The following is a 24348-nucleotide window of genomic DNA, read 5'->3' as shown; positions in this document are numbered from 1 at the left end:
GGAAGCACATGGGAGAACGTGTACCATGCCCCGGTGATGGACGGCCTGACCGAAGTCTTGCTCTACCGCGACCCGACCCGACCCCTTAGGGTGCACGCGAACGTCCCGCGCACGGTCGCCCACAACCTCCCCCGCGGCGCGAAGCTCCACTACGACTTCGGCCCCGAGGCCGACCCCAAGAAGCGCCTGGAGCTCGCGCTCAACGTACTCACCCTCTTTTTGCCTCCGGGCGAGGACGGCGAGGAGGCGGTCCGTTGCCGGAGCAACGCCACCAGCCGCACCGCCTTCAGGCTCGCCGAAGCTTTCGCGGACGAGTTCCTCGCCCCGATGGAGGGGACGGGGGCGACGATCGCGGAAGACGTGCTGCGCGCCTGGATCCGCATCCAGGCCGAGGCCTGGCCCGAGCTCGAGCGGTACCCCGAGCTGCCCGGCCCGCGCTGGGAGCCCCTGGATCCCAGCGGCCGCCGACCCCGCTAGCGCGACCCCTTCTTAAGCGCCGCCGGCCGTTCGAGCCGGCGGCCAGATAGCCCCATCGTCCCACGAGACCCCGGCGCGTCGTCCCGGTCCCTTCCACGCGCGCCGGTGCGGAAGCCGAGGGCCCGCGCGGTCGCCAGCGGGCCCGTAAACGCATGCCCCCGAAAGAGGAGAAGCATGGACGAACTGACGATGCAAGACCTCCGAGACGCTTTCGCGGACAAGGCCGAGAGCAAAGGCCTGGAGATCGTCAAGGGCCACGGCTACAGCAACGGCACCTTCTTCGACATGGAGGTCAAGTCCCCGACCGGGCTCCGGGTGTACGTGATGATCGAGGAGTCCAGGGACGAAGAGTACGTAAACGAACGCTACCCCGCAGGAGGAGCCTCGTGACCGATAAGCCCCCGTTCCGAACACTCGCCCGCTACGATCCCCCGATTAGCCGCACGATCCTTCTCGACTCCGCCGGCGGCATTGTCCTCACATCGGAGGAGATCATCGTGCGCGGGGAGCGTCTGCCGCTCGCCTCGAGCGAACCCCCGTACACCTACGCCACCGCGCCCCGCCGGTTGGCCGCCCTCGAGTGCGCCGCGCTCGCCGCAACACTCGTCGCTTACCGGCCCGAGGCCCCCTGGCACCTCCTGCTCGCCGGGCTCGCGGCGGTCGCCGCGTGGGTGAACCTGCTGACCCGTACGACCCTGGTCCTCCGCGGGGATTACGGCGAGCACCTCTACGAGGTGTGGGGTCGCGTCGGCGCCCTCGATGACTTCGCGGGGAGCGCCTTCGACGCCCTCATGCGGCGCAAGACCGAAGAGGCGCGGTTGCGAATGGGGTCCGCCGAGCGGAGCGGGGAAGGAGCGGCCGGCGCGGCCGCCGACGAGCGACTCGTCCTGTTCGTCCCGGTAGCCGGCGTCCTCGCCGACGGCACGATACCCCCGTTGGTTCCGGGGAGCGCGATAGTGGGGGAGGAGCCTGGAAGCATAGGCGACAGGCTGCTCGTCTACTACGTCGCGGGGGAAGCCCGCAACGACAAGGACCTCCCGAAGCCCTACGCGGCCCGGGCGGCCCTCGCGGCCGCCCGCCTGAGGAACCGCATTCCCACGGCCGAGCGGGCCATACTCCCGGCGATCATGCTGGAGCCCGTCGCCCGCCTGAGGCTGGAGGCGACAGGCCCCACCACGGTAATCGAGCCGATCGAGGACGAATACGGAGCCGTCGAACGGGCGAGGGCGTCGCTCTCGCGCTGGCTCGGGGTCCCCGAAGAGGACCTCGACGGGCAACTCGCCCGGCGGTCGCCGGACGAAGGATAGGAGCGCGACGGTCCCCGAGCCCCCAAACCCAGGCCCGATCCGGGAGAAGGAGCAGCATGAAGGAAACGCGCAAGAAGGCCGAGAGGTGCGCGAGCGGAGAAGACTGCCCGGCCGTGGCGGAGATCGGCCGCCCCGAGAAGCTCAGCAGGCACAACAAGGACGACTACTGCTACAGGTGCCGAACGCGCCGCGCCGACGAGGCGACGAGCAGCAGGGAACGCCGCGTCCAGGGCGGGCTCCCGCGCGTGAGCGTTTAGCGACGGCGCCGACCCCCAACGCCCCGATCGGGAAAGGAGCGGCAGTGGAGTTGCGCGGTAGACCCATCCCGGACAAGACGTACAGGCATTCGCAGAGCTGGTTCCGCGAGGTCGTGCTCGATGTCGAGGGGAAAAAGCTCAAGTACGAGGTCGAGCACAACGCCCACGTGTTCCAGCCGTGGGGAAGGGCCAGGCTCTGGGACGGCACGAAGTGGAACCTGGTCCACGCGATCCCCGGCGAGGAGCTCCAGACCTACGGCCGCACGAGCTACACCTCGAAAAGCGTCGAGGAGGACGCCTTCGACGAGGACCTCGCCGAGCTCGAGCGCGTGGCCATGGCCGTGGTTCTTTGACGGAGCCACGCCCGCGAACCGTCACGGAGCAGCGCACGTGGCTGCGGCCCTACAACCGGAGCCCGCGCCGTCATTCCCCCCTCGCGCCGCGAAGGGAATGACGGCCACGCCGGCGCAGTAGCCGCGGGGAGGAGGATCGGATCGCAATGCCAACCAGGGCCAAGGCCGCGCCCAAAAAGAAGCCAAAGAGACGGACCGAACGCGTCGCGGTCTCCGGGGCGACCGGACCGGGGAGCCAGGCCGACCGGGTGCTCACCTTCGGCTTCGACCGCTTCGTCCAAGAGTTGCTCGCGGTCCCCGAACCCGGCGACGAAGGGGAGCTCGCAAGGCTCGGGGAAGGCGCGGACTTCCTGCTGGACCTCACGAACGGCGAGGTCGACCTCGACGCCCCGGCGGGCACCCCGGGCGATCTCGCAAGCTGCGTCCTCGACCTCACGGACGCCGCGCTCGACCAGGCCCACCGCATCCTCGCCCACGAGGCCTACGACGAGCCGCCGGACGAGTACCACCCCGACCCCCAGGGCCGCAGGCTGAACTCCCTTTTGAGGCTCACCGACCACGTGCGCGACGACGACACCTTCGCCGGCATACGAGACGCGCTCCTCGAGACAGAGCCCGCCGAGGACCCCTCCGTAGCATCAGGGGGTGAGCTCCCGTGACCCACTACGCGAGGGCCGAGCTCCTGGGGCTCTGGGACGAGGCCCAGGGCGAATTGTCGGCGGCCGTGGAAGACTTCCGCTTCGCCCGCGACATGCTCCGGCGCGTGGGTGCGGAGGAGCGCAAGCGGTTTTCCGAGGTCGGATGGGCCTGGGGGGACATGGCCTGGACCGGCGGCGACCCCGTCGCGGTCTTCGACGGCCAGCTCCGCTCGGTTCTTCCGACCCTCGGGTGGGACCTCGACGGGGAGTTCTTCCACCAGTACGTCTACGACGAGCCCTTGGACGAGGACGGCATCCTCGCCGACCTCCTCTGCCCCACCGGCAAGCCCCTGACCTCCGAAGACTACGAGGGCGGCTACACAGAAGACGTCCTCGTCGCGGAGATCCGCGGGGACTGGCTCGAACTGTCCCGCCTGAGGCGCGGGCTGAAGCGGCTCCGCCCGGACCTCCGCTTCTACCACTACAAGCCCGAGGCCAAGCGCGGGCGGGAGCTCCTGCCCAAGGGGGCGTTCCTGCTCGTCCTCGCCGCCGAGATGGGCGCCTGGCACGACGCCGTCCACTACAAGCTCTTCGAGTGGCTCATACAGGAATGGGAGGTGAGGCATGGACGCAGGAAAGCTCAAACGCGGCCTCAGGACCGAGATGGAGCTCGCGCTCTGCGGCGAAGGAATCTCAGGCGAAGGGGTCGAGCCCTCCGTCGTGCTCCTCATAAAGCCGCGCCGGCTGCCGCGCGCGCTCGTGACCGATTCGAGGGGCGTGGTGACCGCGAAGGTCGTCGACTACGTGGATCTCTTGACGGCCCTGGACCGCTCCGCGGTCGTCACCGAGCTGGAGAAGGAGCCGGTGCGGACGCTCAAGATCCCCGGCTTGCCCGAAGGCGCCGTCTTGCTCGACGTCGTGGAGCGCCCATCCGGCTCCTCCTACGTCGTCTCGGGCGCCACGCGGCCCTCTGAGCACCTCGTCGTCGTCGAGGGCGGCAAGAAGACGACCACCCACGAGGTGAGGCTCCCCGCGATCGCCTACCGCGCGGTCTGGGATTCCCGCACCCGCCGCCTCTCGGCGCTCTCCCTAGCGCTCTGCTCGCCGGACCTCCAGGGCGAGCCGAACGCCGAAACGGAGCTGTTCAGGTGGCCCTTCAGCAACGTGTACTCGGCGTTCACCTTCAACATCGACGGCGCGAACCGGGAGGTCCTGGAGGGCGTCTGCTGGCCGACGATGAGGCTTCTCGAGATGGACCTCGCCGAGGTGCCCGAGAAGGCCGTAGAAGGCTTCGTCTCGGTCCCCAACAACGCCGACGGCTACACCCGCGACCTCTCCCGAAACGCACCCGTCGCCGGCTACCGCCCGTTCCTCCAAAGGATAGAGGAACGGGGCGGCATCCTCCACGACTGGCTGGAGCCGTGCGCCATGACCCTCAAGGACCTGCACGAGCAGAGAAGGAGAAAGAGTTGAGCGAGCAAGACAAGGACCAGGGTACCGCCCAGGGCGCGCCCCAGGGCACGATGGAGCCCGAAGCGCTCTTCGACATGACGCCCAAGAAGCCCGAACCCGAGAAGAAGCAGCCCGAAAAGAAGCAGCCCGAGAAGGGTAAGGGCGCAGCCGCAGGCAAGAGCGCGTCCAAGGCGACATCGGCCTCCCCGACGAAGTACGCCGAGGGGACGGAGGTCCGCTACCAGCGCCACACCCTCACCCTCCCGAAGGAGATGACGGCCAAGGAGGTCCTCGACTGGATGAGCGAGGACGACTTCCCCGAGCTCAAATACGAGGAGACGGAGCTCCGCTACGACAAGGAGAAGAACCGCCTAGTCCCGGTCAGGAAGGCCCAGAAAAAGGGGGCCGTGGGCCCCCGCTCCGCCCTGTCGGTCTTGCTGGAAGCCCCGGACGAAGACGCGGGCCCGTACCCGCCCGTGTTCAGGATCCTCGGCCTCGACGGCGTCTACGAGGTCCGCTCCTCGCCGCTCGGCAGCTATTGCGCGCGCGTGGAGGGCGGGGCGAGCCTCACGGAGGGCTTCTTCCCGACGGTGCCGCCGTGCCCGGCCGGGCACCTGAAGAGGATCGTCGAGATCTTCAAGGAGCGCCCGGACAAGGAGGCGCTCGTCATCGTGGTCTACGACTCGGAGGAGGGCGAGTACCACCTCGTCTGGCAGGGGGACGTCGCCGACCGTGGGAGGGTCGAGTACACGCCGCTGCCCGACGACGAGCGCTACCTCGTCTACGCCGAGATCCACTCCCACCACTCCATGAGCCCATTCTTCAGCCGCGACGACGACGCCTCGGAGAAGAAGCTCGGCGTGTACGGCGTGGTCGGGCACGTGGACCGGGAGAGGCCCGTCGGCGTCTTCCGCTACCCCTGTGGCCGCCTCGATTCCGGGGAGACCCGCTTTTTGCCCCTACGGGCCGAGGAGATCTTCACCCCCGCCCCCGCCGTCTGGTCGATCATCGACCAGCCCTACGCCTAAAGAAGCCGACCCACGCAGAGGAGGAGCGGCCTTGGCCAAAGGAGCGAAGCCCGTGCGGGTCCTCGACCCCGAAGCGGAGACCCAACTGACCATCGTCGGATGCGGCGGCACGGGCGGCTTTGTAATTAAAAACGCCTGCCGCCTCGTGTGGGGCCTCAAGGAACAGCGCCGCGCCGCAGAAGGCGTACCGCCGCTGTTCGGCGAGACCCTACCGGGACACGTCCCCGAGATCCTCCTGTGCGACGGCGACGCGGTGGAGCGGAAAAACATCGTCCGGCAGGACTTCGTCGCCGCCGACGTAGGCCGTCCGAAAGCGATCGTCCTCGCCGACCGAGCCTCGGCGGCCTACGGGCTCGAGGTGCGCGCCTACCCCCGCTACGTCAAGGAGGGGACCGACCTAAAGCAGCTCGCGCCGGAGGGCGGGATCGTGGTCGGTTGCGTCGACAACGCCGATACCCGACGCATCCTCCACGAGAAGCTCTCCTCCTACGACGACGTCGTCTACGTCGACGCCGGGAACGCAGGGGTGGAGCTCCCCGAGGACCCGGCCGCCCTCTCGCGCTCGGAGCTCAGGAAGATACGCGAGTCCGGGTGGAGCGGGCAGGTCGTGTGCGGCGTCAGGAAGGGCGGAGAGACCCTCCTCCACTTCCCCGCCGACGTCATGCCCGACCTCATAGAATCCGCGGGAGGGCCCGAGGACCGCGTCCCGGACGAGGTGCCGTGCGGCCAGATCGTCGTCTCCAGCCCCCAGCGCCACGCCACGAATTTGTGGGCGGCGGCGCTGATCTACGACTACCTGCAGGACCTACTCTCGGACGGGACGGTGCTGCACGCATCGAGCTTCTTCGACGCCCGGCGCAAGTACGTCAAGAGCTACGCCGCGATCGACGAGCTCGACCAGGTCGCGGTGTGAGCGCTCGCCGACGAGGCAGGAGACTTGTGGACACGCTCCACCCCGAGCCCTAGGCGCCGCCGGCGAGGGGCGGAACGAAGTGGCCGGGAGGATAGCGCCTCGCGCATCAGGAGTCCTCCTCGCCGCCATCGGGCGCATCTGCCGGAGAAACGGGCGCAAGTATGCGTCCCGCCCCTACCGTCCTCGAGCCCCCCCGTCGGCGGCCCCTCCCGGGGTTGTTGCTGGCGAATTGCGCGGGTGCGCCTCACCATGTTGAGGGCGCACCCGCAAAAGTCAGCTCGTCGGAGGAAAACTCATGTGCCTGCACCCGAGCCCCGTGGAGCCCGTCCCCAAAGATACCGCCGATGTCGCCCGCGCCGCGTTTTCGAAGGGCAACACTTACATGAAGATGAGGGACGATCTGGGCGCCATATTCGAGGACGAAACCTTCGCCTTCTTGTTCCCGAGGCGCGGAAGGCCCGCATTCTCGCCCTGGCGCCTCGCGCTTGTGACCATCATGCAGTTCGCCGAGGGGCTCTCGGACAGGCAGGCGGCAGACGCCGTGAGGGGGCGCATCGACTGAAAGGACGCGCTCTCCATGCCGCTGGACGACCCCGGCTTCGACGCTTCGGTGCTCTCGGAATTCCGGTCGAGGCTCGTCGAGCAGGGGGCCGAGGGGCTCCTCTTCGACACGCTCCTGGAACGGTTCGTGGGGATGGGCCTCGTCAAGGGACGCGGTCGCCAGCGCACCGACTCCACGCGGGTGCTCTCGGCGGCGAGGCTCCTGAGCCGGTTGGAGCTCGTGGGCGAGACGATGAGGCTCGCCCTGAACGCCCTGGCCGTCGTCGCCCCGCGGTGGTTGAGCGAGCGCGCGAGGCCCGAGTGGGCGGAGCGCTACGCCAGGCGCTTCGACGACCTCAGACTGCCCAGGGGCGAGGCGGCGCGCCGGGCCGAAGCGGAGGAAGTAGGGCTCGACGGAGACGCGCTCCCGAAGGCCTTGGCCGGCGAGGATTCCCCGGCGTGGCTGCGCGAGGTGCCGGCCGTGGAGACCCTAAGGCGCGTCTGGTTGCAGAACTTCTCGCGCGTCGGAGAGGGCATTCGGTTCAGGGACGACGAGGACGGCCTGCCGCCCGCCGCCGTGCGCGTCGAGTCGCCCCACGATCCCGAGTGCCGGTCCGCAAGGCGGTTCGGAGGCGGCTGGCTCGGCTATAAGGTCCACCTGACTGAAACCTGCGACGAGGGGGCGCCGAGCCTCCTCACCAACGTCGAGACCACCGCGGCGCCCGTACCCGACGTCGCGGCGACGCCGGCGGTGCATAGCGCGCTCGAAGGGAAAGGCCTCTTGCCGGCGAGGCACGTGGTGGACTCCGGCTACATGGACGCGAGGTGGATCCTCGAGGGGCACGACCGCTACGGGCTGGACCTGCTCGGCCCGCCGCGGTCCAACTACGGCTGGCAGGCGCGGCAAAAGACGGGCTTCGACCTCGCCTGCTTCGAGATCGACTGGGAGAGGGAGGTGGCAACCTGCCCCGAGGGGAAGGAGAGCTCCACCTGGAAACGACGCACGAGGCGGGCGCAGAGGGTGCTCGACATCACCTTCTCGAGGTCGGTTTGCGGCGAATGCCCGAGCAACCGGCTGTGCGTCGGTACCAGGGGCGGGACCCCGAACCATGGGCGCCCACGAAGGCGTTTGACGATCGGGTCCCGGGAGCACTACGAGGCCCTCAGGCTCGCCCGCGATCGGGGGGAGGACCCGGATTACGCCGAGGAGTACGCCTTTCGAAGCGGGATAGAGGGCACGATCTCGCGAGCGGTAAGGTCCTGCGGTCTGAGGCGTTCGCGCTACAGGGGTTTGAAGAAGACGCACCTGCAGCACTCGCTCGCCGCCGCGTCCCTCAATTTCGCGCGGGTGGGAGCGTGGCTGTCGGACGCGCCCCGTGCTCCCGCCCGAAGGTCGCCGTTCGCCGCGCTGAGGTGTCGAAGCGTTCGCGGTAGGGGTCGCTCCCGTCGTCGAGGACCTCGACGAAACCCGCCGTAGGTCCCGCGGCGTCACGTCATCGGGACGATCGTGCGGTACTTGCCGCCGGGCGACTGCTCGGGCGGTTCCTCCGCGCGCTCTACCGCGACGTGGCCGAGGCCGTGCTCGGAGAGCAGGCGCGCGACCTCTGCGCGCACCGCCCGCCACACCCGCTCCGGGTCGGCGCCGGGGGCGGGCAGGAGGCGCACGCTGAGGCGCGTCGGCGCGGTCTGCACGATCTGGAACAGCTCGACGCCCGGGGTGCGGTCGACCAGGGAGCCGAACGCCAGCGGCGGGACGGCGACGCTCCCGACTCCTTCGGCGGGGCCGGCGGGGAAGGTGAGCACGTCGGCGGCGCGGCCCTCCACGCGGATCGCGGGCAGCGGGTCGCCGCACGGGCAGGGGGCGGGCCTCATCAGGACGCCGTCCCCGAGGTCGTAGCGGAGGACCGGTTGCACCCGGTTGGCGAGGTTCGTGAGCAGGACCGTGTGCGAGTACTCGCCCGGCGAGACGGGGTCGCGGTGGGCGTCCACGGGCTCGAGCACGGCCCAGTCGGCGTTGACGTGCAGCCACCCGTGGGCGCAGCCGTGGCCGATGTGCAGGCATTCGGTGGCGGCGTATACGTTGCCGACCTTGGCGCCGAACGCCCCCGCGATCCTCTCTTGCCCGCCCTCCGCCAGCCCCTCGGCCGCGAGCAACACCAGCGCCGGGTCGATGCGCAGTCGCCCCGCCTCCTGCTCCCCGGCCAAAAGCGCGATTGCGCTCGCGTAGCCGGCGAGAACCGCGGGCCGGAAGCGGTTGAGACCCGACACCAACTCCGGCAGGGGCGCGTGCACCGGGAAGACCCGGACCGCGTCGCCGCGCCACCGGCCGCCCCCGCGCACGGTCCCGGACGCGCCGGCGAGGCCGGCGAAGTGGCCGCCGGTGGCGATCACGGTCGCCGTGCGCCCGCCGCCGGCGAGGATCTTCGCCAGGTCTCGGGCCCCGAGCCAAGCGCCGACCCCGCGGGAGAGGAGGAGGGCGTTTCGCACGGCGACGGCCCGGTCGTCCACGAGGAAGATCCCGCGGGTCCCGGTGGTGCCCGAGGTGGTCGCCAGGAGGTACTTGCCCAGGAACCGCTCCCCCACCAGGCCGGGGTCGTCGGCGAACGCGCGCGCCTTCTCGATCGTCGCCTCCGGGTCCGAGACCCAGCCGTCGAAGCGCGCCATCAGATCCCCCTTGGAGGTGACCGGCAGCAGCGCGACGTCCTCGACCCGTTCCGGCAGGCCCCGGTAGAGCTCGCGGTAGTGGGGCGAACATTCGCGCGCGAAGGCCACCATCTCGGCGAGGCGGGCGCGGCGCCGAAGCGCGATCGCGGCGGGGCCTCCCCTCCGGGCCTTCCGCGCGTCGAGCAGCAGCCGCGGGAGGTTCACGCTCACGATCCTCGCGGGCGGAAACGGGCGAAGTAGCCTAGCGGGCCGCCTATCTTGCGCTCCAACGAGAGGCCCGCCGCCTCCGCCCGCTCGTTGAGGGCGGAGAACGGTACGTAGTGCGGGTCGACGAGGATCTCGCCCACCACCAGCCGGCCGCCCGGCTTGAGGACGCGCCCGAGTTCGCGCAGAGCGCCCACCTGGTCCGGGATCTCGCCCAGGACCACCGTGAGGTAGGCGGCGTCGAAGGCCGCGTCCGGGTACGGGAGCGCGGTCGCGTCCCCGCGGGTGGGGACGACGTTCGAGAGGCTGCGCTCGCGCGCCCTGGCCGCCACGTGGTCGAGCATCTCCTGCTGGAGGTCGAGTACGTCGAGCGTGCCTTTGGGTGCGCCCTCGGAGAGCCATCCGGCAACCGGCACGGCGTAGTAGCCCGTGCCGGGACCGACCTCCAGAACCCGCTCGCCCGGTTCGAGAGCGAGGGCCTCCCCCAGCCGCGCCCGGGTGATGAACGGATGAGGCAGTTCCACCCAGAGGCGCTGGGAGTACGGGCAGGCCGAGGGGTTCTTTCGCCACCAGATCGCGTACCCGAGGAGGGCCGCACCGCCGGCGAGCACGAGTGCCCCGACGGCCGAGGGGAACGGGCGCGTCCCCCGGCCGAAAGGGAGGCGGCTAGTCATCGTCGTCGTCCTCTTCCACCTCGCGGGCCTCCCCGAGGGTCTCCCACCCCTGCCAGACGATCACCGGCAGCATCGCCAAAGCGCCCACCGGGTCGGCCCACCACCACCCGAAGGCCACGTTCAGGCCGACGCCCAGGAGGAGGGCCAGCGACAGGTACGAGCACACCCACGTCTCCTTGGAGTCCGCCACGAGCGCGCGGCTCCCCATCTCGCGGCCGGTCTTGCCCTTCAGGTAAGCGAGGATGGGCATGATGAGGAGCGACAGGACGCTGAGCACGAGCGCCACGGTCGAGCTATCGGGCCCCTCGCCCGAGAGGAGCGCGCCGACGGCCTCGTAGAGGATGTACAGGGCCAGGAGGAAGAACGTCGCCGCCACCAGGTACAGCGCCTTCCTCTCGGCAGCGCTCTCCTCCGGGACGCTCGCGTGGGGACCCGCCTTCAACAGCCTCCACAGGAGGGCCACCGCCGAGATCACCTCGATCCCCGAGTCCACCCCGAAGCCCACCAGGGCGACGCTCCCCACGGCGATGCCGACGCCCACGGCGACCACCGCCTCGACCACGTTCCAGGCGATGGTGAAGACCTCCAGGCGCACGCCCCTGCGGTGCAGCGTCTCCCGCCTGCCCACCGCCGTCGCTCCCGCCACGCTTCAGGCCCCCCGCGCCGCGGCGCCGGACGCCGCACCCGCCATGGCGTGCCCCACGCCCTCCTCCATGAGGCCCCGGACCCGATCGTCCACGAGGCGGTAGAAGGCGAGGCGGCCCTCCTTGCGGTAGCCCACCACCCCGCGGTCCCGGAGCCTCTTGAGCTGGTGGCTAGCGGCGCTCACCGAAAGCCCCGCCACCGCCGCCACGTCGCACACGCACAGCTCCTCTATGGCGAGGGCGCAGACGATGCGCGCCCTCGTGGGATCGGCGAGCACCCCGAAGACCTCGGCCGCCCGCCGCGTCGCCCCCTCGTCGGGAAGCGCCTCGCGCACGCGAAGGACCGCACCGGGATGGATCAGGTCCACCTCGCACACGCCCTCGCCCGCGATCCGATCCACCTCGCCGTGCCCTTCGGCCGGTCTGTCGACCATGAGTATCCTCCCATATTTGAACGAATATCGAAACATAATGTTAAGGCCGAGGACGGGGCGCGTCAAGCGCGGGTGGGCTTGGCGGTTCGGCGAGGCAGACGCTACCCCCCGGTCGCCCGGTTCCCGGACGAGGGCGGCCGGGGGGTACCCCGCGCCGCTCTGCGCAGAGTAGAGCCATGAATTAGCCAGCAGTAACCCGGGCGAGGGCCGCCGAAGAAAGGGAGGGACAACATGCCGAAAAACGAGTACCCGACGAGGGCCCAGGATTATCACTACGTCCAGGAGGCCCTAGCGCTCGCGTACGGGGGCGACGAAGCGCCGAAGAGCGTCCCCGCCCGTTCCTCGCGCAACGACCGGGCGCGCGGGGCGCGAGCCGCCTTAGAGCCTCGGCTTTCGGGGGCACTTCCGGCCGAGCTTCGCCCGCGCGAGCGCCTCCTCGAGGTCGGCGCAGGAGGGCTCTCGAGCGCGGAACTCCTCGCGATCGTCCTTGGAGGGGCGGCGGCCGACCGCCGTTCGCTCGATCTCGCGGCTTCCGTCCTCTCGGAGGTCCCCGGCGGGGGGCTCGTCGGGCTCCGGGGAGCCTCCTTGCACGACCTGCTCGAGACGCCTGGAGTGGGAGAGGCGAAGGCGTCCAAGATCCTGGCCGCCGTGGAGCTCGGCAAGCGCCTGGCATCGGCCCGAAAGGAGCCCGGACGGCCCACGATCTCCTGCCCCGAGGACGCCTACCCCCTGCTCAAGGACCGCCTCCAGGACCTCGACCGGGAGAACTTCGTCTGCCTCCTTCTGAGCACGAAAAACGAGGTGATCGGGAGCCCCACGATCGCCGTCGGCGGCCTGTCCTCCTGCTCCATCCACCCCAGAGAGGTCTTCAAGCCGCCATAAAGGCGAGCGCGGCTTCCGTGATTCTCGCCCACAATCACCCTTCCGGGCACCTTCGGCCGAGCCACGGGGACCGCGAAACAACCCGCAGGCTCGTCGAGGTAAGCGAGGTCGTCGGTATAGAGATCCTCGACCACCTGATCGTCGGCGACGGCTATCTGAGCATGAAGGCGCAGGGCCTACTTTAGTAGTTGTGCGGTGCGGTCGCCCTGCAGGGCACCCTCGCGAGCCGTTCCACTCGACCATCCACCGCGGAGGTTACGCATGCCCGTAGAAAACAACCCGCTCCGGCCCACCGAGTACCACTTCACGGGCGTCTTTCGGCCGGTGGGCAAAGATCACGTCCTCGCCGACCGCCGTGGCCACGCCTGCGCCGTCGTCGGCTACGACCTCGACCTCGACCGGGACGTCCCCCTCACCTTCCTCGTCCGCTTCGCCGACGACTTCGAGAGCCACGTCTTCCCGGAGGAGGTGGACGACCACGCCCCGTACCGCAAGCACGACCCCACCGTGCCCCCCGCCCCGCGCGACGGGGACGTACCCGGCGCGGAGCGCTTCCGGCAGGCGCGAGAGCTCCGCGAGGGGATCGTCCATGCGCGATTCGCGTGGCACGAGGCCACGCTCTCCGACGGCACCCCAAGCCCCGAGCGCCACGCCGGCGCGGAGGAGGCCTTGTGCGCCTACGCCGAGGCCTTCGGACTGGAGATTCCCGGCGAGGAGGACACCCAGGAGCGGGCGCTCCAGCGGCTCGCGCGCGCCTACCCCGAGAACAGCGACGTCGCGGCCTACGTCGTAGCAGCAGCGCGCGCCGCCAGCGGCCGGGAGGGACAGGGATGAGCAAGCCCAAAACCCTCGGGGTGCTCGTACACAAGATCCACGGCGATCCGCCGAACTTCAGCGCCGGCGTCGTCTGGGGCGCCATGCCGTTCCTTATGGGCGTCGAGCAAGGCGCCACGCCGGAGGCCGCCGTCGCTGCCCTCGAGGCGAGCTTCCGCCGCCTGGGCTACGAGCCCGCGGTCGTACTCTTCGACAAGCTGGAGGACGCCCAGGCGGAGGGACGCAGGATGCTCGCTGCCGAGGACCTCGTGCGCCACCTCGAACTCGCCAGGGCGAAGCTGCCGGAGGTCCTGGCGGGCGAAGAAGGCACCCCGGATGCTCGCGACGGGGAGGTGCTGGACCACCTCGATCGCACCTTCGGGGCTGTCCGCTCCGTCGCCAACGGCGCCTACGACCGTGAGAAGCGCGAGGCCGAGCCCACCATCCGGGGGTGCTGATGCGCGGGCAAGACGGCCCCGATCTCCCGACCCAACCCGAGCTCGACTTCCACGGCGCGGCGTCGAAGGCGAGGAGACGACGCAAGGAGCTGAAGCGTCGCGTGGCGCGGGCGGCCAGGATCGAAAGGGAAGGACTCGGCCCGTGCGACGTGCGGTGCCCCCACTGCGGGGCCCCGCCCTTCGTCTCCGTCAAGCGGGCCCCGGTCACTGCCGCACCCCTGGAGGGCTTCGATCCCTCGGCGGTCCCCTCCCCCACCACGCGAACCACAAGGCCCGCGAGGAGGAGGCCGCCAGGCAGAAGGCGGCCATCATCCTCTCCGGGCGACGGGCCGAGGAAGAACTGCGCTCCGGGCCACGTTGAACACACGAGGACCGGACGCCGCGGCCGCACCCTACCCGAAAGGATTGCGAGGAACCCGACCGTGCTCACCATCACAGTAACCCGCACCGAGTCCTACGATCCGCTCTACGTCATAGAGCAGGCCACGCGCCAGGCCGTCGCCCAGCAGATCGCCCGCGAGCACGCCGACCCACACGACCCGGAGGCCCTGGCCTTCCGCTACGGGAAAGACGCCAACTCCGAGGGAGACTACGTCGACCTGGTGATCTCCGGGACCGACGAGACCAGGGTCGGGCTCGTCCTGCGCCGTCTGAGGGCCCACGGCTACGACGACCTGACCGTCGAGTGGCTCGCGGAGGAGGACCCGCCGCACCTCATAAGCGTCGTCTCGAGCGAGGCCGGGTTCCCCGCACCGCCGGCAAGGGCCCGCGAGGTCCTGGAGGCTCTCGGCCTGCACGTCCCCCTCGTGCCCGACGCCGGGGAGGGCTCCTACAAGACCCTCCTCCCCGACTTCTTTCCCATCACGAGATCGGTGACCGTCGCCGACTCCGAGTGGATCGTCTCGGTTCTGCGCCGCCGTTAGGCGGCGCCTGAGCTCCGGAGCCGGAACTGGGCAAGTCCCCGCGCCCCTTTCGCCTTACCACTACCGAAACTGCGCGGCTGGCCGGCCGCCTTGCGGGCGTCCGCCCGGCCACCGCGCACCCCTCCTACATCACCCATTTCCCCTTTCCCACCAAGCGCGGCCCGGGCGGGCTTCTTCGGAGATCACGAGACCACGAGGAGGACGCCCCATGCAACCGGCTAGCATCGACGACTACAAGGACCCCCGCGAGAAGCTCCTCGAGCTTGAACGCGCGATCTCCTCGCGCGTCTTCGAGCGCGAAGAGGAGATACGCGGCTTCCTGATCGGCCTGATCGCCCGCGCCCACGTCCTCTTCCTCGGCCCCAAGGGTGCGGCCAAGAGCGCCCTGGCAAGGCTCCTCTGCGACGCCGTTGCATGGTCCGGGGTCCCCGAGGGCCAGGACCCCTACTTCCGCGCCCAACTCGCCCGCGACTCCGTGCTCGACGAGCTCTTCGGGCCCGTTTCCGCGAAGGGCTACGAGGAGGACACCTTCCGCCGCAACACGGCCGGCATGCTCCCCGAGGCAAAGGTCGGCCTCCTCGAGGAGATCTACAAGTCCAACCCCACGGTCCTGAGTCGGCTCCTCACCCTCCTGAACGAGGGCGTCTTCAAGAACGGAACCGAGCCGGAGAGGGCGGTCCCCCTGCGCCTCGTCGTCGGGACCTCGAACGAGCTCCCCGACGGCCGAGACGATAACCTCGACGCCTTCCACGACCGCTTCATGCTGCGCTACGAGGTCTCCTACCTCAAGGACCGCGCCAGCCAGCGCAAGATGATGGAGCGGGCGAACTCGAACGAGCGGCGGGCGCCCCTCTCCCCCATCGTCACCGAGGAGGAGATCGAGCAGGCCGCAGAGCAGGCCAGGGGCGTCGACGTCTCCCCCGTCTTCGACGCGATCGACGACATCCTCGTCGCCCTCGCCGACCGGGAGATCGTCCCGTCCGACCGCCGGCGCGCCGCGCTCGTCCCGCTGGTGAAGGCCCAGGCGTACCTGGAGGGACGCACCTCGGCCGTCCGGGGCGACCTCGCCGTGCTCTCCCACGCCCTCTGGGAGGACCCCGACCACATAACCGAGGTAACCCGCATCGTCCTCAAGGAGGCCAACCCGCACGCGGCGCACGCCCACCGCCTCTTCGACGCCGCCCACGACTCTTACACGGCCGCGATGAAGGCCCACCGCGCGGCGAAGGCGCACGGCGACGCCGAGACCCCCGAGGCCGAGAAGGCGCGCGAGGACGAGACGACGGCCGGCATGAACGCCATCACCGCGCTGAAGAACGCCGCGAGGAGGCTCTTCGAGCTGAAGGAAGCCGCCAAGGATTCGGGCGCGGATCCCGCCGCCATATCGAAACTCCTCCAGAAGACGACCGCCATGAACGAGGAGGTGACCCAGAAGTGCATAGGGATCTGAACGGGGCCGACGAGCTGGGGCGCCTCCGGGCGTTCCTCTCCGAGCGCCGCGGCGAGGCGCCGGGCTTCGTCAAGAACAACGTGGCGATAGACCGCTACGACGCCCGCCTCTTCGAGGAGATGCTCGACGCCGAAGCCGAGCTCCGCGCGCTCGTGGGGAGGGCCGGAGACGACGCCCCCGTAACCTTCGCCCCGCTCCTCCTTGACCTCTTCGCCTCCTTCTTCAAGATGGTCCCCGAACTCGTGGACCCGTCGGAGGTGGACCCCGCCCACCTGCGCTCGAACCGACCGTTCCTGGAGCGGCTGCGCGAGGACGAGGGGACGATGATCGCGCGCCTGGACACCGCAACCGACGAGGTTGCGAGCGCCCTGGCCACGATCGAGGCCGCGAGGCGCTTTCTGGAAGAGCTCGTTAACCGCCCCGAGCTCAAGGGGTGGATGGACCGCCAGGCGGAACGAGGCCCCGGCGACGAAGACGCGCCGGCGGGGCTCGCCGCGGGGCTCCGCGCGCTCGCGAGGGCGGCCGTCGAGGCCTCCGGCGCCGAGGCGGCGGGACACGCGCGGGCCTTGAGGGATTGGGGGCTCAAGCCCGCCGACCTCCGGACGGTGCCCCTGGGCGAGAGGCTCGAGATCGCGCGCAAGCTCCGGACGAAAAGGATGCGCGACCTCGCCGACCTCCTCGGCAGGATGCGTAACCACCGCCGCGCGTCCGAGCGCCGCAAGACTAGGGCCAACCGCGACCAGATCCACGGCATAGAGACCTCCGGGGACATGGCCCGCGCTCTCCCCTCCGAGCTCGCCGCGGCCTTCGGCACGAAGAACCCGCTGAGGAAGCTGGACTTTTACCGCAGGCTCTCCGAGAGGAGCGTCCCCTCCTACTCCCTATCCACCGACGAGCCGGTCGGGCGCGGGCCGGTGATCGCGATGATCGACTCGAGTAGGTCCATGAGCGGCTCGCCGATGGAGTGGGCGTCGGCCGTCGCGCTCGCGCTCGCCCACGCCGCCGGCAGGGCCGGAACTGCGGCCCGGCGCGTCCACGCCATCTTCTTCAACGCCCGGATAGTCCTCGAGGCCGAGCTCGCCCCCGGAGAAAAGGACGTCAGGAAGTTCCTCGCTTTGGGCACCGTCGAGGCCGACGGCGGGACGAGGTACGAGCCCCCCGTCTCCCGGGCCCTCGAGCTCGTCTCCGCGGGCCCCAAGCCCGGCGAGGGGATCCCCGACCTCCTGCTCGTCACCGACGGCAGGTGCGAACTCGCCGAGGAGGACGTCTCCGGGCTCGAGGCCGAGAAGACCTCCCGCGGCTTCAAGCTCGTGACCGTCCTGGTCGGGGAGGACGCGAGGGCCGGCTCCGTCGAGCCTTTCAGCGACAAGGTCGTCGAGGCCCACGACCTCGCCCGCGCGAGCGGCGCCAGGGACGCCGCCGGCGAGGTCTTCGACAGCTTGTAGCACCCGCCGGCCGATTGCGCGACCCCGCGTTTCCGATCCTGAGGACCGCGGTGGGGCCGTGCCTTATGAGCACGGACACGGCCCCACCCTCAAGTAAAGGAGTTCGCGCCATGAACCAGGTGGCCCTCGACCTTTTCGACACGAGCCAGAACCCCGACAACGACTCGGGGTTCGTGGCCCTCGGTCCCAACGCACGCGACGGTCTTTCGAAGCCCGAGGGCAAGGGGCCGGGCTCCGCCTCCGAAGACGTCCTCCTCGGGGAGCTCGTCTGGTACTCCGTCTCCGACGCCGTCCGGCTCACCCCGGAGACCCTCGCCGCCGCCATCGCCGCGGCGAACCTCGACGCGAAGCGCCTCACGCCGCACCTGCCCAACCCGTCCTCGGCCCTGAGCCGCGCCGCCGAGGCGGCCGAGGCCAAGCACCGACGCATCCCGGGTGGCTGCGCCGGACCCGACGACTCCGCAAACGCGGAGGCCGCCCTCTACGCGAACGCGCTGTTCCGGACGGCCTCGCGCGGCGTCAAGCAGCTCGTCACCGAGATCCTCGACGCGGACGACGCCAGGCTCTCGTACCGCTCGGTGGCCCGCGTCTCCCCGCGCTACCGCAACGGCACCCCGGACGGGACCGTGCTCGTCGAGCGCCGCTACGAGGACGGGGACGTCCCCGACGACGAGCTCCTGGATGTCGAGGTGGCCGCGATCGCGAACCTGAAGAGCTACTACGACTTCGAGAGGCGGCGCCACGACGGCGAGGCCGCGCGCCGGGTCCTAGGAAGGGTTCTCCTAGAGGCGAACGCGGTGCCCCTTCGCAACTCCGGCGGGATGTACTTCGTCCCCCGCGACCATTCCGCTTACGCGAAGAAGATTCTCCTCTTCGTCGAGGAGGTCCGCTCCCGCGCGGAGGACGCCCCCACCAGGACGGCGCGCGCCTCGATGGCTATGAAGGTGCCCCTGGTCGACCGCGAGGAGTACCGCGAGGTCCTGGCCGAGAGCCTCGAGTTCTTCGTCAAGAAGGAGGCCGAGAGCCTCATCAAGGAGATGAGCTCGCTCCTCAAGAAGGATCAGCCCGTTTCCGAGCGGCGCGGGCGCGGCTTCGTCGAGCGCGTCAGGAAGCTCAAGGAGAACGTCGCCGAGTACGAGGAGCTCCTGCAGATGCAGGCCACCGAGGCCCGAGCGAACCTCGACGTCGCCGCCAGGGAGGCCAAGGCGCTCCTCGGGCGCGTGGGGCCGTGATGGGGTCCCCGAAGTTCCCTCCCGATGCAACCGCACGAAAGGGGTCGCCCGCGACGGCGCGGCCCAGAGCGGCTTACCTCGGCTCCGACGGCTCCGGGACGGAGTTTTGGCTCTCCGGTCCCCACGTCGTCTCCGGGGCCGAGGGGGACACGCCGACCCGTCACGTCTGCGCCCTCGCCCGCTTCAACAGGCGCAGCAGATCCCGCTGCCGCCGCACGAAGGGCACGCAGGCCGGCCCGCGGCCACGCGGGACCTCCGCCAAGAAGTTCGTTCCCCCGGAGCACCGTGTCACGCCCGCGACGACGTCCGCGGTCCCCGGCACGAAGAGGAGCACATAACGTGCACGCACAAACCCTCAAAGCCACCGTCAGGGTCGGCGAGATGCTGTCGGACGGCTCGCACCCCTACGAGGCGGAGATCCTCCTCCCCGGCAAGTCCTTCTCGGCCCTCGTCGGCTTCTCCTACTACTCGGCCGAGGAGGCAGTCGTAGAAGCGCGGCTCGCTCTCGATGAGCTCGGGGTGGTCTTCGAGCGTCTGGAGGTGGAGAACCCGACCGACGAGACGATCGATCCAAGCGCCGCCATCGAACCGAAGGAGTAGCCCCACCGTGCCCAGTGCGCTCTTCCATTCCATGCGCGTTCTCGGAGAACAGCCCCGGGAGATCGCCGAGAACGCGAAGAAGCAAGCCGACCTCCTCGACGAGGCAGGTGCCCGCGGCCTCAAGACCACCGTGCACTTCGACGACTGGGACGTCGAGGTCTACGTGTTTGGCCCCGAGGACCCTTGCGCGACCTGCTCGCCTGGGCGCGCACCCGCGGGATCTACCCGAGTTTGTCCCGTAGAGCGCCGTGCCACGACCCTCAAGCGGCAACACGCGGTCGAATGGGGCAACCCCTACACCGACCCCCCCGACGGGATGGAACGGCAACAACTCTACGTCGAGGTCCCCTACGAGGATTCCTCCACCCCGTCCGCCATCCTCGAGAAGCTGGAGAATCTGGGCGGCCTCGGCTCCGGCTGGTCCCACTGCGTGGGCTTCGTCGAGCCGCCGCGGCGCGAGCTCCCTTTGGCTTCGAAGCAGAGCATCAGGCGCAAGAGGCTCAAGGCCCGTCTGGAGAAGAAGTACCCCCTCTTCGCCGATCTGTTCTACGCCGAAGCACTTCGGGAGAAGCCGGAGTATTACGGCGCCGCCGGAGCTACTTCGCCCGACGTCCCGTCCCACCCGCCGAAGGAGACTTCCCCCCGATGAGCGCAAAAGAAGAACGGCCCCAAGCAGGCCACGAGCCCCGAACCAGGGCTTGTCCCGATTGCGGGCAGGCACCCGGATCCCCGTGCCTGACCCCCTCCGGGAGCCCGCTGAGCAACGTGGAGAACCCGGTCCACCACACCTCGCGCGTCGCCGGCCGCCGAGGTGGCGTGGGCCCCCGCAGCGCGCCCGCCGAAAACCCGGCCTCGACGCCCAGCGGTCCTGCCCCCACCCGGCGGCGCCCAGCCGCCGCGCGGCCCAAGCCTCGCGAGCGGCCGCCCGACGGGCGCGACGGCGCCCAGCCGATGCTCTTCTGATCCCGCAACAACCCGTCCCCCATCGACCCCGGGCCGAGCGTCCCCGAAAGGGGAGGACGCTCGGCCCTTCGGGCCTCCGTTCTCGCGCAAGGAGCACCCCACGACTTCGCGAAAGGAGCGACCCGGCCCGATGACCCAACGCGCCTTCGACCCCGTCCCCCACGAAGAAACGTCCCCGCAACCGGAGCGTCCCACGGAGAAGCACGGCTCGCTCTTCGGCGGCGCCCTGACCGACGAGGTCTTAGACTCCTCCCGCTCCGTCCTGAAGAAGCACCGCGGCGGCTCCTCGACCGTGGGCCTCCAGCAGTGGTTTACCCCGGAACCCGCCGCCCGGCTCGTCGCCGACGTCTTCGGCCCCGTCGACGCCGTCCTCGACCCCACCGCGGGTGCCGGCAACCTCCTCGCACACTTCGACGTGCGCGCCCGCTACGGCATAGAGATAGACCGCGACCACGTCCGAGCCGCGACGGCGGAAGCCGGCACCCGGAGGACGGGGGAAACGGACGCGCACCAGGGAGGTGCGGGAGAGCCCCGTGGCGTCCGTTACCGCGCGGCCTGGGGCGACGTCCAGAGGGTCGTTCCCATGCTCCGCGCGGCGGGCCTCCGCTGGCCGGCCGTGGTCGCCAACCCCCCGTTCGGCCTCCCCTGGCGCGACGCCTCCCGTTCCGCCGCCGCGAAAAACTCCACGATCCTCGCCTACCTCTGGGCGCTGGACCTGCTCGCGCCCTTGGGCCAGGGCGCGATCGTGCTCGGAACCGAGCGCCTCGCGCGGGAGATCATGCCCCTGCCGGAGGCCCGGGGCATCTACGCCGTGGTCGACGTGAGTGGCGCGCTCTTCGACGGCGTCGCGCTGCCGTGCTCGATCGCCTTCTTCGTGCCCCCCGGCAACCGCGTGCGGCCCGAGCCCTTGCGCCTCTCGGCGCCCAAAAACGACCTTCCGGACCTGGCCTACGACGTTACCGCCGCGAGGGCCAAGCGCTGCGGCATCGTCCTCCGCAACGGGGACGAAGGGCTCCCCACCGCCTTCCGCGCCGTCGCCCAGGAGGCCCGCCGGAGGACCCGCGCCGACGCCGAGGGGAGGGACGCCCTCAGGGGCGATCACGACGTCTCCTTGCGCGGCCAGAAGGTGGTGGCCCTCCCCCGTCCCTACGCGAGGCTCGTCCTCTCCGAGAGGAAGCGCAAGCACGAGGTCGAGCACCTCCACGGCCAGAACGCGGGCTACTTTGGCCAGAACCCGAAAAGCTACCGCGCCCTCGCGGAGCTGGAGGCCGAGGGCGTCCTCTCCCTCTCCCCGGAGCTCAAGGCCCGCGCCGAGCGCGCCGTAGCCGAGGCCCTGCGCATCAACACGCCCCTCTTCCCCGTCCGAAGCCACATGAGGTTGGGCTGGCTCACGGACCTCGAGAAGATCCGCTGCACCAAGGACGACCCGAGCACGGCTTCGTCGCCGGGAAGGAGTACGACCTCAGGACGGAGTCGCGCCCCGAAGAGGAGGTCGAGGAGAGGATCGTCGAGAAGAGGGACGGCACCCCGAGAAGCGGAAGTTCACCCTCATCCGGCGCCTCCTGAAGATCACCATAGGGACCCACGACAACTCCGGCAACCGGGCCCACACCTTCGACGAGTCGAAAGAATCGGCGGCGTACCTCCTCGAGCACTTCGAGCTGCCCGACCCCGGCTGCGTTGCGAGCCGCCACCCCGAGCTCGTCGAGAAGAACCGCCGAGTCCTCGCGGACATTCAGCGCGACTACGGCCTCGAGGGCACCGACCTTGCCCTCAAGCCCTTCCAGCTCGACCACGACTCGCGCCTCCTGGTCAAGAGGCGCGGCGTCCTCGGACACAAGCAAGGCTTGGGGAAGAGCTACCAGCTCATGACGATCTCCAAGGCCGAGATCCGCCTGGGCGCCGCCCCGCAGGAGCTCTTCTGCGTCCCGCAAGACCTCATACCCCAATGGCAGGCCCAGCGGGAGAAGTTCTTCGGCGAGCGTTTCGAGGTGATCGGGAGCCCTCAGGACGCCCGCCGCGTGGCCCGCGAGATCCGCGACAACCCCGAAGAGACCCGCTGCTTCATCACGCACTTCGAGGCCCTCTCCCGCGTCGGGCGCAAGCGCGAGACGCTCCCGGAGGCGATCGTCGACGGGCGCACGGCCCTCGCCTTACGCCTGTACGACTACAAGCAGGAGAAGCGACGCGCGGCCCAACCCGAGGCCGACCCAAAGAACGCTGCAAAGGGCCACGAAGAGGCGGATCCCTACGTCCACTACCTCGACGACCCGGACCTCGCCGCCGCCGTCACCACCCACGACCGCTGCCCGAAGTGCGCGGCCGACACCGACGCCGGCTGGAACGGCGAGGTCTGCACCGCAACGAAGTACTGCGTCACCCACGGTCGCGCGTGCGAGTCCGGGGGAGGGGGCGCCGGATGCGTCCTCAAGGGCTGCGGCTACGTCCACACCCGCCTCAGGGTCAAGCCCGCAGCATCCCACCTCACCAATGCCTTCCGCGACGGCGTCAAGTGCGTCGACGAGCTCACGGAGATAAGCGGCGACTCCCAGAAGTCCGAGGCCCTGAGGGCTCTGGCCCGCGGCACCAGGCGCCAGGGCGGCGCCCACAACTACGGCGGCACCGGCACGCCGCAGAAAAATTACGCCAAGGACACCTTCTGGGCTTTCTGGTGGGCGTTCGGCGGCGGAAGCGTCGCCTTCCCCTACGGCTACGACGGCAGCCAGCGCTACGCCGAGGAGTTCAACGTCCAGGAGGTGTTGCACGGCCGCAGGGAGGACGGCGAGGAGCACCTGAAGGTCCGAAAGAAGACCCTCCCGATCCTCACGAACGTCTCCCAGTTCTGGCGCATCACCCAGCCGTCGGTCAGCCGCTGCCGCAAGGAGCAGACCGGCGAGCCTTTGGTCCCCTTGACGTACCATCCGATAGAGGTGCCGATGGGGGTCCTGCAGCAGAAGATGCACGCCTACTGGCTGAAGAATTTCCCCGACTACTTCGCGTGGCGCTACCCTGGACACCCCTTGGTCAGGGAAGGCCTCGTGGAGAAGTGGGCGGCGGGCCTCGGCCAGCGCTGGAGGCTGGAGGCCGCGGCGACGATGCCCGGGTGGGACCCGGCCACCCTGGAGTGGCCCGCGGCGCGCGCGACTTTGGGCGAACCGTCGAACTGGACCCCGGCCATGCTCAAGCTCCTGGAGATCGTCCTCGAGCGCGCGGGATGCGGCGAGAAGGTGCTCGTCGGCTCCTGCTTGAAGGACCTCGGCCCGTTCGTTGCGGGCGCGCTCGCGGAGAAGGGCGTGTGCGCCAACCACATCACCGAGGTAAGGGGCGAGGGGGCCGAGCGCACCACCCAAACCAAGAGCCCGAAGAAGCGGGCCCGCGCCGTGCGGGAGTTCGCCGAGGGCGACGCGCAGGTGCTGTGCGCGGGCGTGCAGGCCCTCAAGCTCGGGCACTCCCTGGAGGCGGCCTCCTCGGTCGCGTTGCTCGGCCTGCCGGACTCGTGGTTCGTCCTGGATCAGTTCGTGGAGAGGGTCCACCGCCTCACCAGCGAAAAGCCCGTCAACATCTACGTGATCATCCCGCGACAAAGCATCGCCCAGACGAAGTGGGGCGTGCTGCAGAAGAAGGGCGACTCCAGCGACTTGGCCTTCGACGGCGAGTTTTTGCCCAGGGACGAGAAGCCCGTCAACTGGAACGAGGAGCTGCGCGAGATGCGCCGGCGCGGCATTGGCCTCAACGCCGCCGAGGACCTCGTCCCGGAGGAGGAGGTCCTGGCCGCCTGGCGAAAGATGCCGCCCCTCCTCGCCGCGCTCGGCGCCGCCTCGAGCACCAGCGCGGAGACGCCGCGGGCGTTCCCAGCACCCGCGCGTCGGCCCAGGCCGGTTTCGGAGATCCCGGCTGGCCCCTTCGAGGAGGTCTCCCTCTTCGACCCCGCGCCCTTCGAGACCGAGGCCCCGCCGCGCAAGCAGCGACGTCGGCGGCGGGCCGCCTAAACCCAACA

At 70.1% G+C, this 24348-nt stretch carries 26 protein-coding genes and 2 pseudogenes; 21 read left to right on the top strand and 7 right to left on the bottom strand.

The features are described 5' to 3' along the window. Positions 1-18: 18 nt before the first annotated feature. From GBA65_RS22205 to GBA65_RS22160, 10 genes and pseudogenes are all read left to right on the top strand, one after another. A complete protein-coding gene (locus GBA65_RS22205) occupies positions 19-477 on the top strand; it encodes a hypothetical protein (RefSeq protein WP_166398803.1) in 459 nt (152 codons plus the stop codon). A gap of 174 nt (positions 478-651) precedes the next feature. Continuing rightward, positions 652-867, top strand: coding sequence for a hypothetical protein (locus tag GBA65_RS22200; protein WP_166398802.1), 216 nt, complete (start codon positions 652-654; stop codon positions 865-867). Beyond that, on the top strand, positions 864-1784 hold the full coding sequence (locus GBA65_RS22195; protein WP_166398801.1) for a hypothetical protein: 921 nt from the start codon (positions 864-866) through the stop codon (positions 1782-1784). Before GBA65_RS22200 ends, GBA65_RS22195 begins: the two co-directional genes overlap by 4 nt. 56 nt (positions 1785-1840) lie before the next feature. Further along, positions 1841-2041 (top strand): hypothetical protein, encoded by a 201-nt coding sequence (locus GBA65_RS22190; protein ID WP_166398800.1) that lies wholly within the window; start codon positions 1841-1843, stop codon positions 2039-2041. A 50-nt stretch (positions 2042-2091) separates the two neighbouring features. After that, positions 2092-2394 (top strand): hypothetical protein, encoded by a 303-nt coding sequence (locus tag GBA65_RS22185; RefSeq protein WP_166398799.1) that lies wholly within the window; start codon positions 2092-2094, stop codon positions 2392-2394. 146 nt (positions 2395-2540) lie between these two features. Continuing rightward, on the top strand, positions 2541-3053 hold the full coding sequence (locus tag GBA65_RS22180) for a hypothetical protein (protein ID WP_166398798.1): 513 nt from the start codon (positions 2541-2543) through the stop codon (positions 3051-3053). 603 nt (positions 3054-3656) lie between these two features. Then, a complete protein-coding gene (locus GBA65_RS22175) occupies positions 3657-4505 on the top strand; it encodes a hypothetical protein (RefSeq protein WP_166398797.1) in 849 nt (282 codons plus the stop codon). Beyond that, positions 4502-5512 carry a Mov34/MPN/PAD-1 family protein gene (locus GBA65_RS22170; protein WP_166398796.1) on the top strand — a complete coding sequence of 337 codons (1011 nt, stop codon included), beginning with the start codon at positions 4502-4504 and terminating at the stop codon, positions 5510-5512. Before GBA65_RS22175 ends, GBA65_RS22170 begins: the two co-directional genes overlap by 4 nt. 31 nt (positions 5513-5543) lie before the next feature. Next, entirely contained in the window at positions 5544-6425 is an 882-nt protein-coding gene (locus GBA65_RS22165; protein WP_166398795.1) for a ThiF family adenylyltransferase, read from the top strand. 295 nt (positions 6426-6720) lie between these two features. Next, positions 6721-8442, top strand: a pseudogene (locus tag GBA65_RS22160) (IS1182 family transposase). A gap of 11 nt (positions 8443-8453) precedes the next feature. On the opposite strand, the gene GBA65_RS22155 reads toward GBA65_RS22160, so the two are convergent. Genes GBA65_RS22155 through GBA65_RS22140 form a run of 4 tightly spaced genes read right to left on the bottom strand, consistent with a single transcriptional unit; the run spans position 8454 to position 11585 of the window. After that, positions 8454-9839 carry a phenylacetate--CoA ligase family protein gene (locus GBA65_RS22155; RefSeq protein ID WP_166398794.1) on the bottom strand — a complete coding sequence of 462 codons (1386 nt, stop codon included), beginning with the start codon at positions 9837-9839 and terminating at the stop codon, positions 8454-8456. Next, a complete protein-coding gene (locus GBA65_RS22150; protein ID WP_166398793.1) occupies positions 9836-10507 on the bottom strand; it encodes a class I SAM-dependent methyltransferase in 672 nt (223 codons plus the stop codon). Before GBA65_RS22150 ends, GBA65_RS22155 begins: the two co-directional genes overlap by 4 nt. Beyond that, the gene (locus GBA65_RS22145) at positions 10500-11153 is read right to left on the bottom strand and encodes a cation transporter (protein ID WP_228282049.1); all 654 of its coding nucleotides are present in this window, start codon (positions 11151-11153) and stop codon (positions 10500-10502) included. Before GBA65_RS22145 ends, GBA65_RS22150 begins: the two co-directional genes overlap by 8 nt. A gap of 3 nt (positions 11154-11156) precedes the next feature. Further along, positions 11157-11585: an ArsR/SmtB family transcription factor gene (locus tag GBA65_RS22140; RefSeq protein WP_166398792.1), complete on the bottom strand. Its 429-nt coding sequence runs from the start codon at positions 11583-11585 to the stop codon at positions 11157-11159. Between the two features lie 231 nt (positions 11586-11816). Between GBA65_RS22140 and radC the strand changes: the two are divergent. From radC to GBA65_RS27040, 10 genes and pseudogenes are all read left to right on the top strand, one after another. After that, positions 11817-12652 (top strand): annotated as a pseudogene (radC, locus tag GBA65_RS22135) (RadC family protein). A gap of 76 nt (positions 12653-12728) precedes the next feature. Continuing rightward, the gene (locus GBA65_RS22130; protein WP_166398791.1) at positions 12729-13301 is read left to right on the top strand and encodes a WecB/TagA/CpsF family glycosyltransferase; all 573 of its coding nucleotides are present in this window, start codon (positions 12729-12731) and stop codon (positions 13299-13301) included. Further along, positions 13298-13738: a hypothetical protein gene (locus GBA65_RS22125; RefSeq protein WP_166398790.1), complete on the top strand. Its 441-nt coding sequence runs from the start codon at positions 13298-13300 to the stop codon at positions 13736-13738. Before GBA65_RS22130 ends, GBA65_RS22125 begins: the two co-directional genes overlap by 4 nt. A 422-nt stretch (positions 13739-14160) precedes the next feature. Beyond that, a complete protein-coding gene (locus GBA65_RS22120) occupies positions 14161-14661 on the top strand; it encodes a hypothetical protein (protein ID WP_166398789.1) in 501 nt (166 codons plus the stop codon). Between the two features lie 208 nt (positions 14662-14869). Continuing rightward, entirely contained in the window at positions 14870-16111 is a 1242-nt protein-coding gene (locus tag GBA65_RS22115; RefSeq protein WP_166398788.1) for an AAA family ATPase, read from the top strand. Further along, positions 16096-17556: a vWA domain-containing protein gene (locus GBA65_RS22110; protein ID WP_166398787.1), complete on the top strand. Its 1461-nt coding sequence runs from the start codon at positions 16096-16098 to the stop codon at positions 17554-17556. The genes GBA65_RS22115 and GBA65_RS22110 overlap by 16 nt, the downstream gene beginning before the upstream one ends. Before the next feature lie 110 nt (positions 17557-17666). After that, a complete protein-coding gene (locus tag GBA65_RS22105; RefSeq protein ID WP_166398786.1) occupies positions 17667-18788 on the top strand; it encodes a DUF6744 family protein in 1122 nt (373 codons plus the stop codon). A 339-nt stretch (positions 18789-19127) separates the two neighbouring features. After that, the gene (locus tag GBA65_RS22100; protein ID WP_166398785.1) at positions 19128-19388 is read left to right on the top strand and encodes a hypothetical protein; all 261 of its coding nucleotides are present in this window, start codon (positions 19128-19130) and stop codon (positions 19386-19388) included. Positions 19389-19395: 7 nt separating this feature from the next. Further along, the gene (locus GBA65_RS22095; protein WP_166398784.1) at positions 19396-20037 is read left to right on the top strand and encodes a hypothetical protein; all 642 of its coding nucleotides are present in this window, start codon (positions 19396-19398) and stop codon (positions 20035-20037) included. Continuing rightward, on the top strand, positions 20034-20351 hold the full coding sequence (locus GBA65_RS27040) for a hypothetical protein (protein WP_456115083.1): 318 nt from the start codon (positions 20034-20036) through the stop codon (positions 20349-20351). Before GBA65_RS22095 ends, GBA65_RS27040 begins: the two co-directional genes overlap by 4 nt. 241 nt (positions 20352-20592) lie before the next feature. On the opposite strand, the gene GBA65_RS22090 is transcribed toward GBA65_RS27040, so the two are convergent. The 3 genes from GBA65_RS22090 to GBA65_RS22085 form a co-directional block, all read right to left on the bottom strand. Next, positions 20593-20805, bottom strand: a complete 213-nt coding sequence (locus GBA65_RS22090) for a hypothetical protein (protein WP_166398783.1) — start codon at positions 20803-20805, stop codon at positions 20593-20595. 350 nt (positions 20806-21155) lie between these two features. Next, the gene (locus GBA65_RS25700; protein ID WP_266096629.1) at positions 21156-21278 is read right to left on the bottom strand and encodes a hypothetical protein; all 123 of its coding nucleotides are present in this window, start codon (positions 21276-21278) and stop codon (positions 21156-21158) included. 461 nt (positions 21279-21739) lie between these two features. Further along, a complete protein-coding gene (locus GBA65_RS22085) occupies positions 21740-22147 on the bottom strand; it encodes a hypothetical protein (RefSeq protein WP_166398782.1) in 408 nt (135 codons plus the stop codon). 51 nt (positions 22148-22198) lie between these two features. Here GBA65_RS22085 and GBA65_RS22080 point away from each other — a divergent pair, with 51 nt between their 5' ends. After that, the gene (locus GBA65_RS22080; RefSeq protein WP_166398781.1) at positions 22199-24340 is read left to right on the top strand and encodes an SWF/SNF helicase family protein; all 2142 of its coding nucleotides are present in this window, start codon (positions 22199-22201) and stop codon (positions 24338-24340) included. Positions 24341-24348 lie beyond the last annotated feature (8 nt).

This window comes from Rubrobacter marinus, from assembly GCF_011492965.1.
Taxonomy (GTDB): Bacteria; Actinomycetota; Rubrobacteria; order Rubrobacterales; family Rubrobacteraceae; genus Rubrobacter_F; species Rubrobacter_F marinus.
Note: the sequence above shows the minus strand (reverse complement) of the source record. Positions and strands in the feature narration are given on the sequence as shown.

Coding starts and splice junctions, on each gene's coding strand:
- GBA65_RS22200 (WP_166398802.1), top strand. CDS start 652: ATGGACGAACTGACGATGCAAGACCTCCGAGACGCTTTCGCGGACAAG.
- GBA65_RS22190 (WP_166398800.1), top strand. CDS start 1,841: ATGAAGGAAACGCGCAAGAAGGCCGAGAGGTGCGCGAGCGGAGAAGAC.
- GBA65_RS22180 (WP_166398798.1), top strand. CDS start 2,541: ATGCCAACCAGGGCCAAGGCCGCGCCCAAAAAGAAGCCAAAGAGACGG.
- GBA65_RS22175 (WP_166398797.1), top strand. CDS start 3,657: ATGGACGCAGGAAAGCTCAAACGCGGCCTCAGGACCGAGATGGAGCTC.
- GBA65_RS22150 (WP_166398793.1), bottom strand. CDS start 10,507: ATGACTAGCCGCCTCCCTTTCGGCCGGGGGACGCGCCCGTTCCCCTCG.
- GBA65_RS22140 (WP_166398792.1), bottom strand. CDS start 11,585: ATGGTCGACAGACCGGCCGAAGGGCACGGCGAGGTGGATCGGATCGCG.
- GBA65_RS22130 (WP_166398791.1), top strand. CDS start 12,729: ATGCCCGTAGAAAACAACCCGCTCCGGCCCACCGAGTACCACTTCACG.
- GBA65_RS22125 (WP_166398790.1), top strand. CDS start 13,298: ATGAGCAAGCCCAAAACCCTCGGGGTGCTCGTACACAAGATCCACGGC.
- GBA65_RS22115 (WP_166398788.1), top strand. CDS start 14,870: ATGCAACCGGCTAGCATCGACGACTACAAGGACCCCCGCGAGAAGCTC.
- GBA65_RS22105 (WP_166398786.1), top strand. CDS start 17,667: ATGAACCAGGTGGCCCTCGACCTTTTCGACACGAGCCAGAACCCCGAC.
- GBA65_RS27040 (WP_456115083.1), top strand. CDS start 20,034: ATGAGCGCAAAAGAAGAACGGCCCCAAGCAGGCCACGAGCCCCGAACC.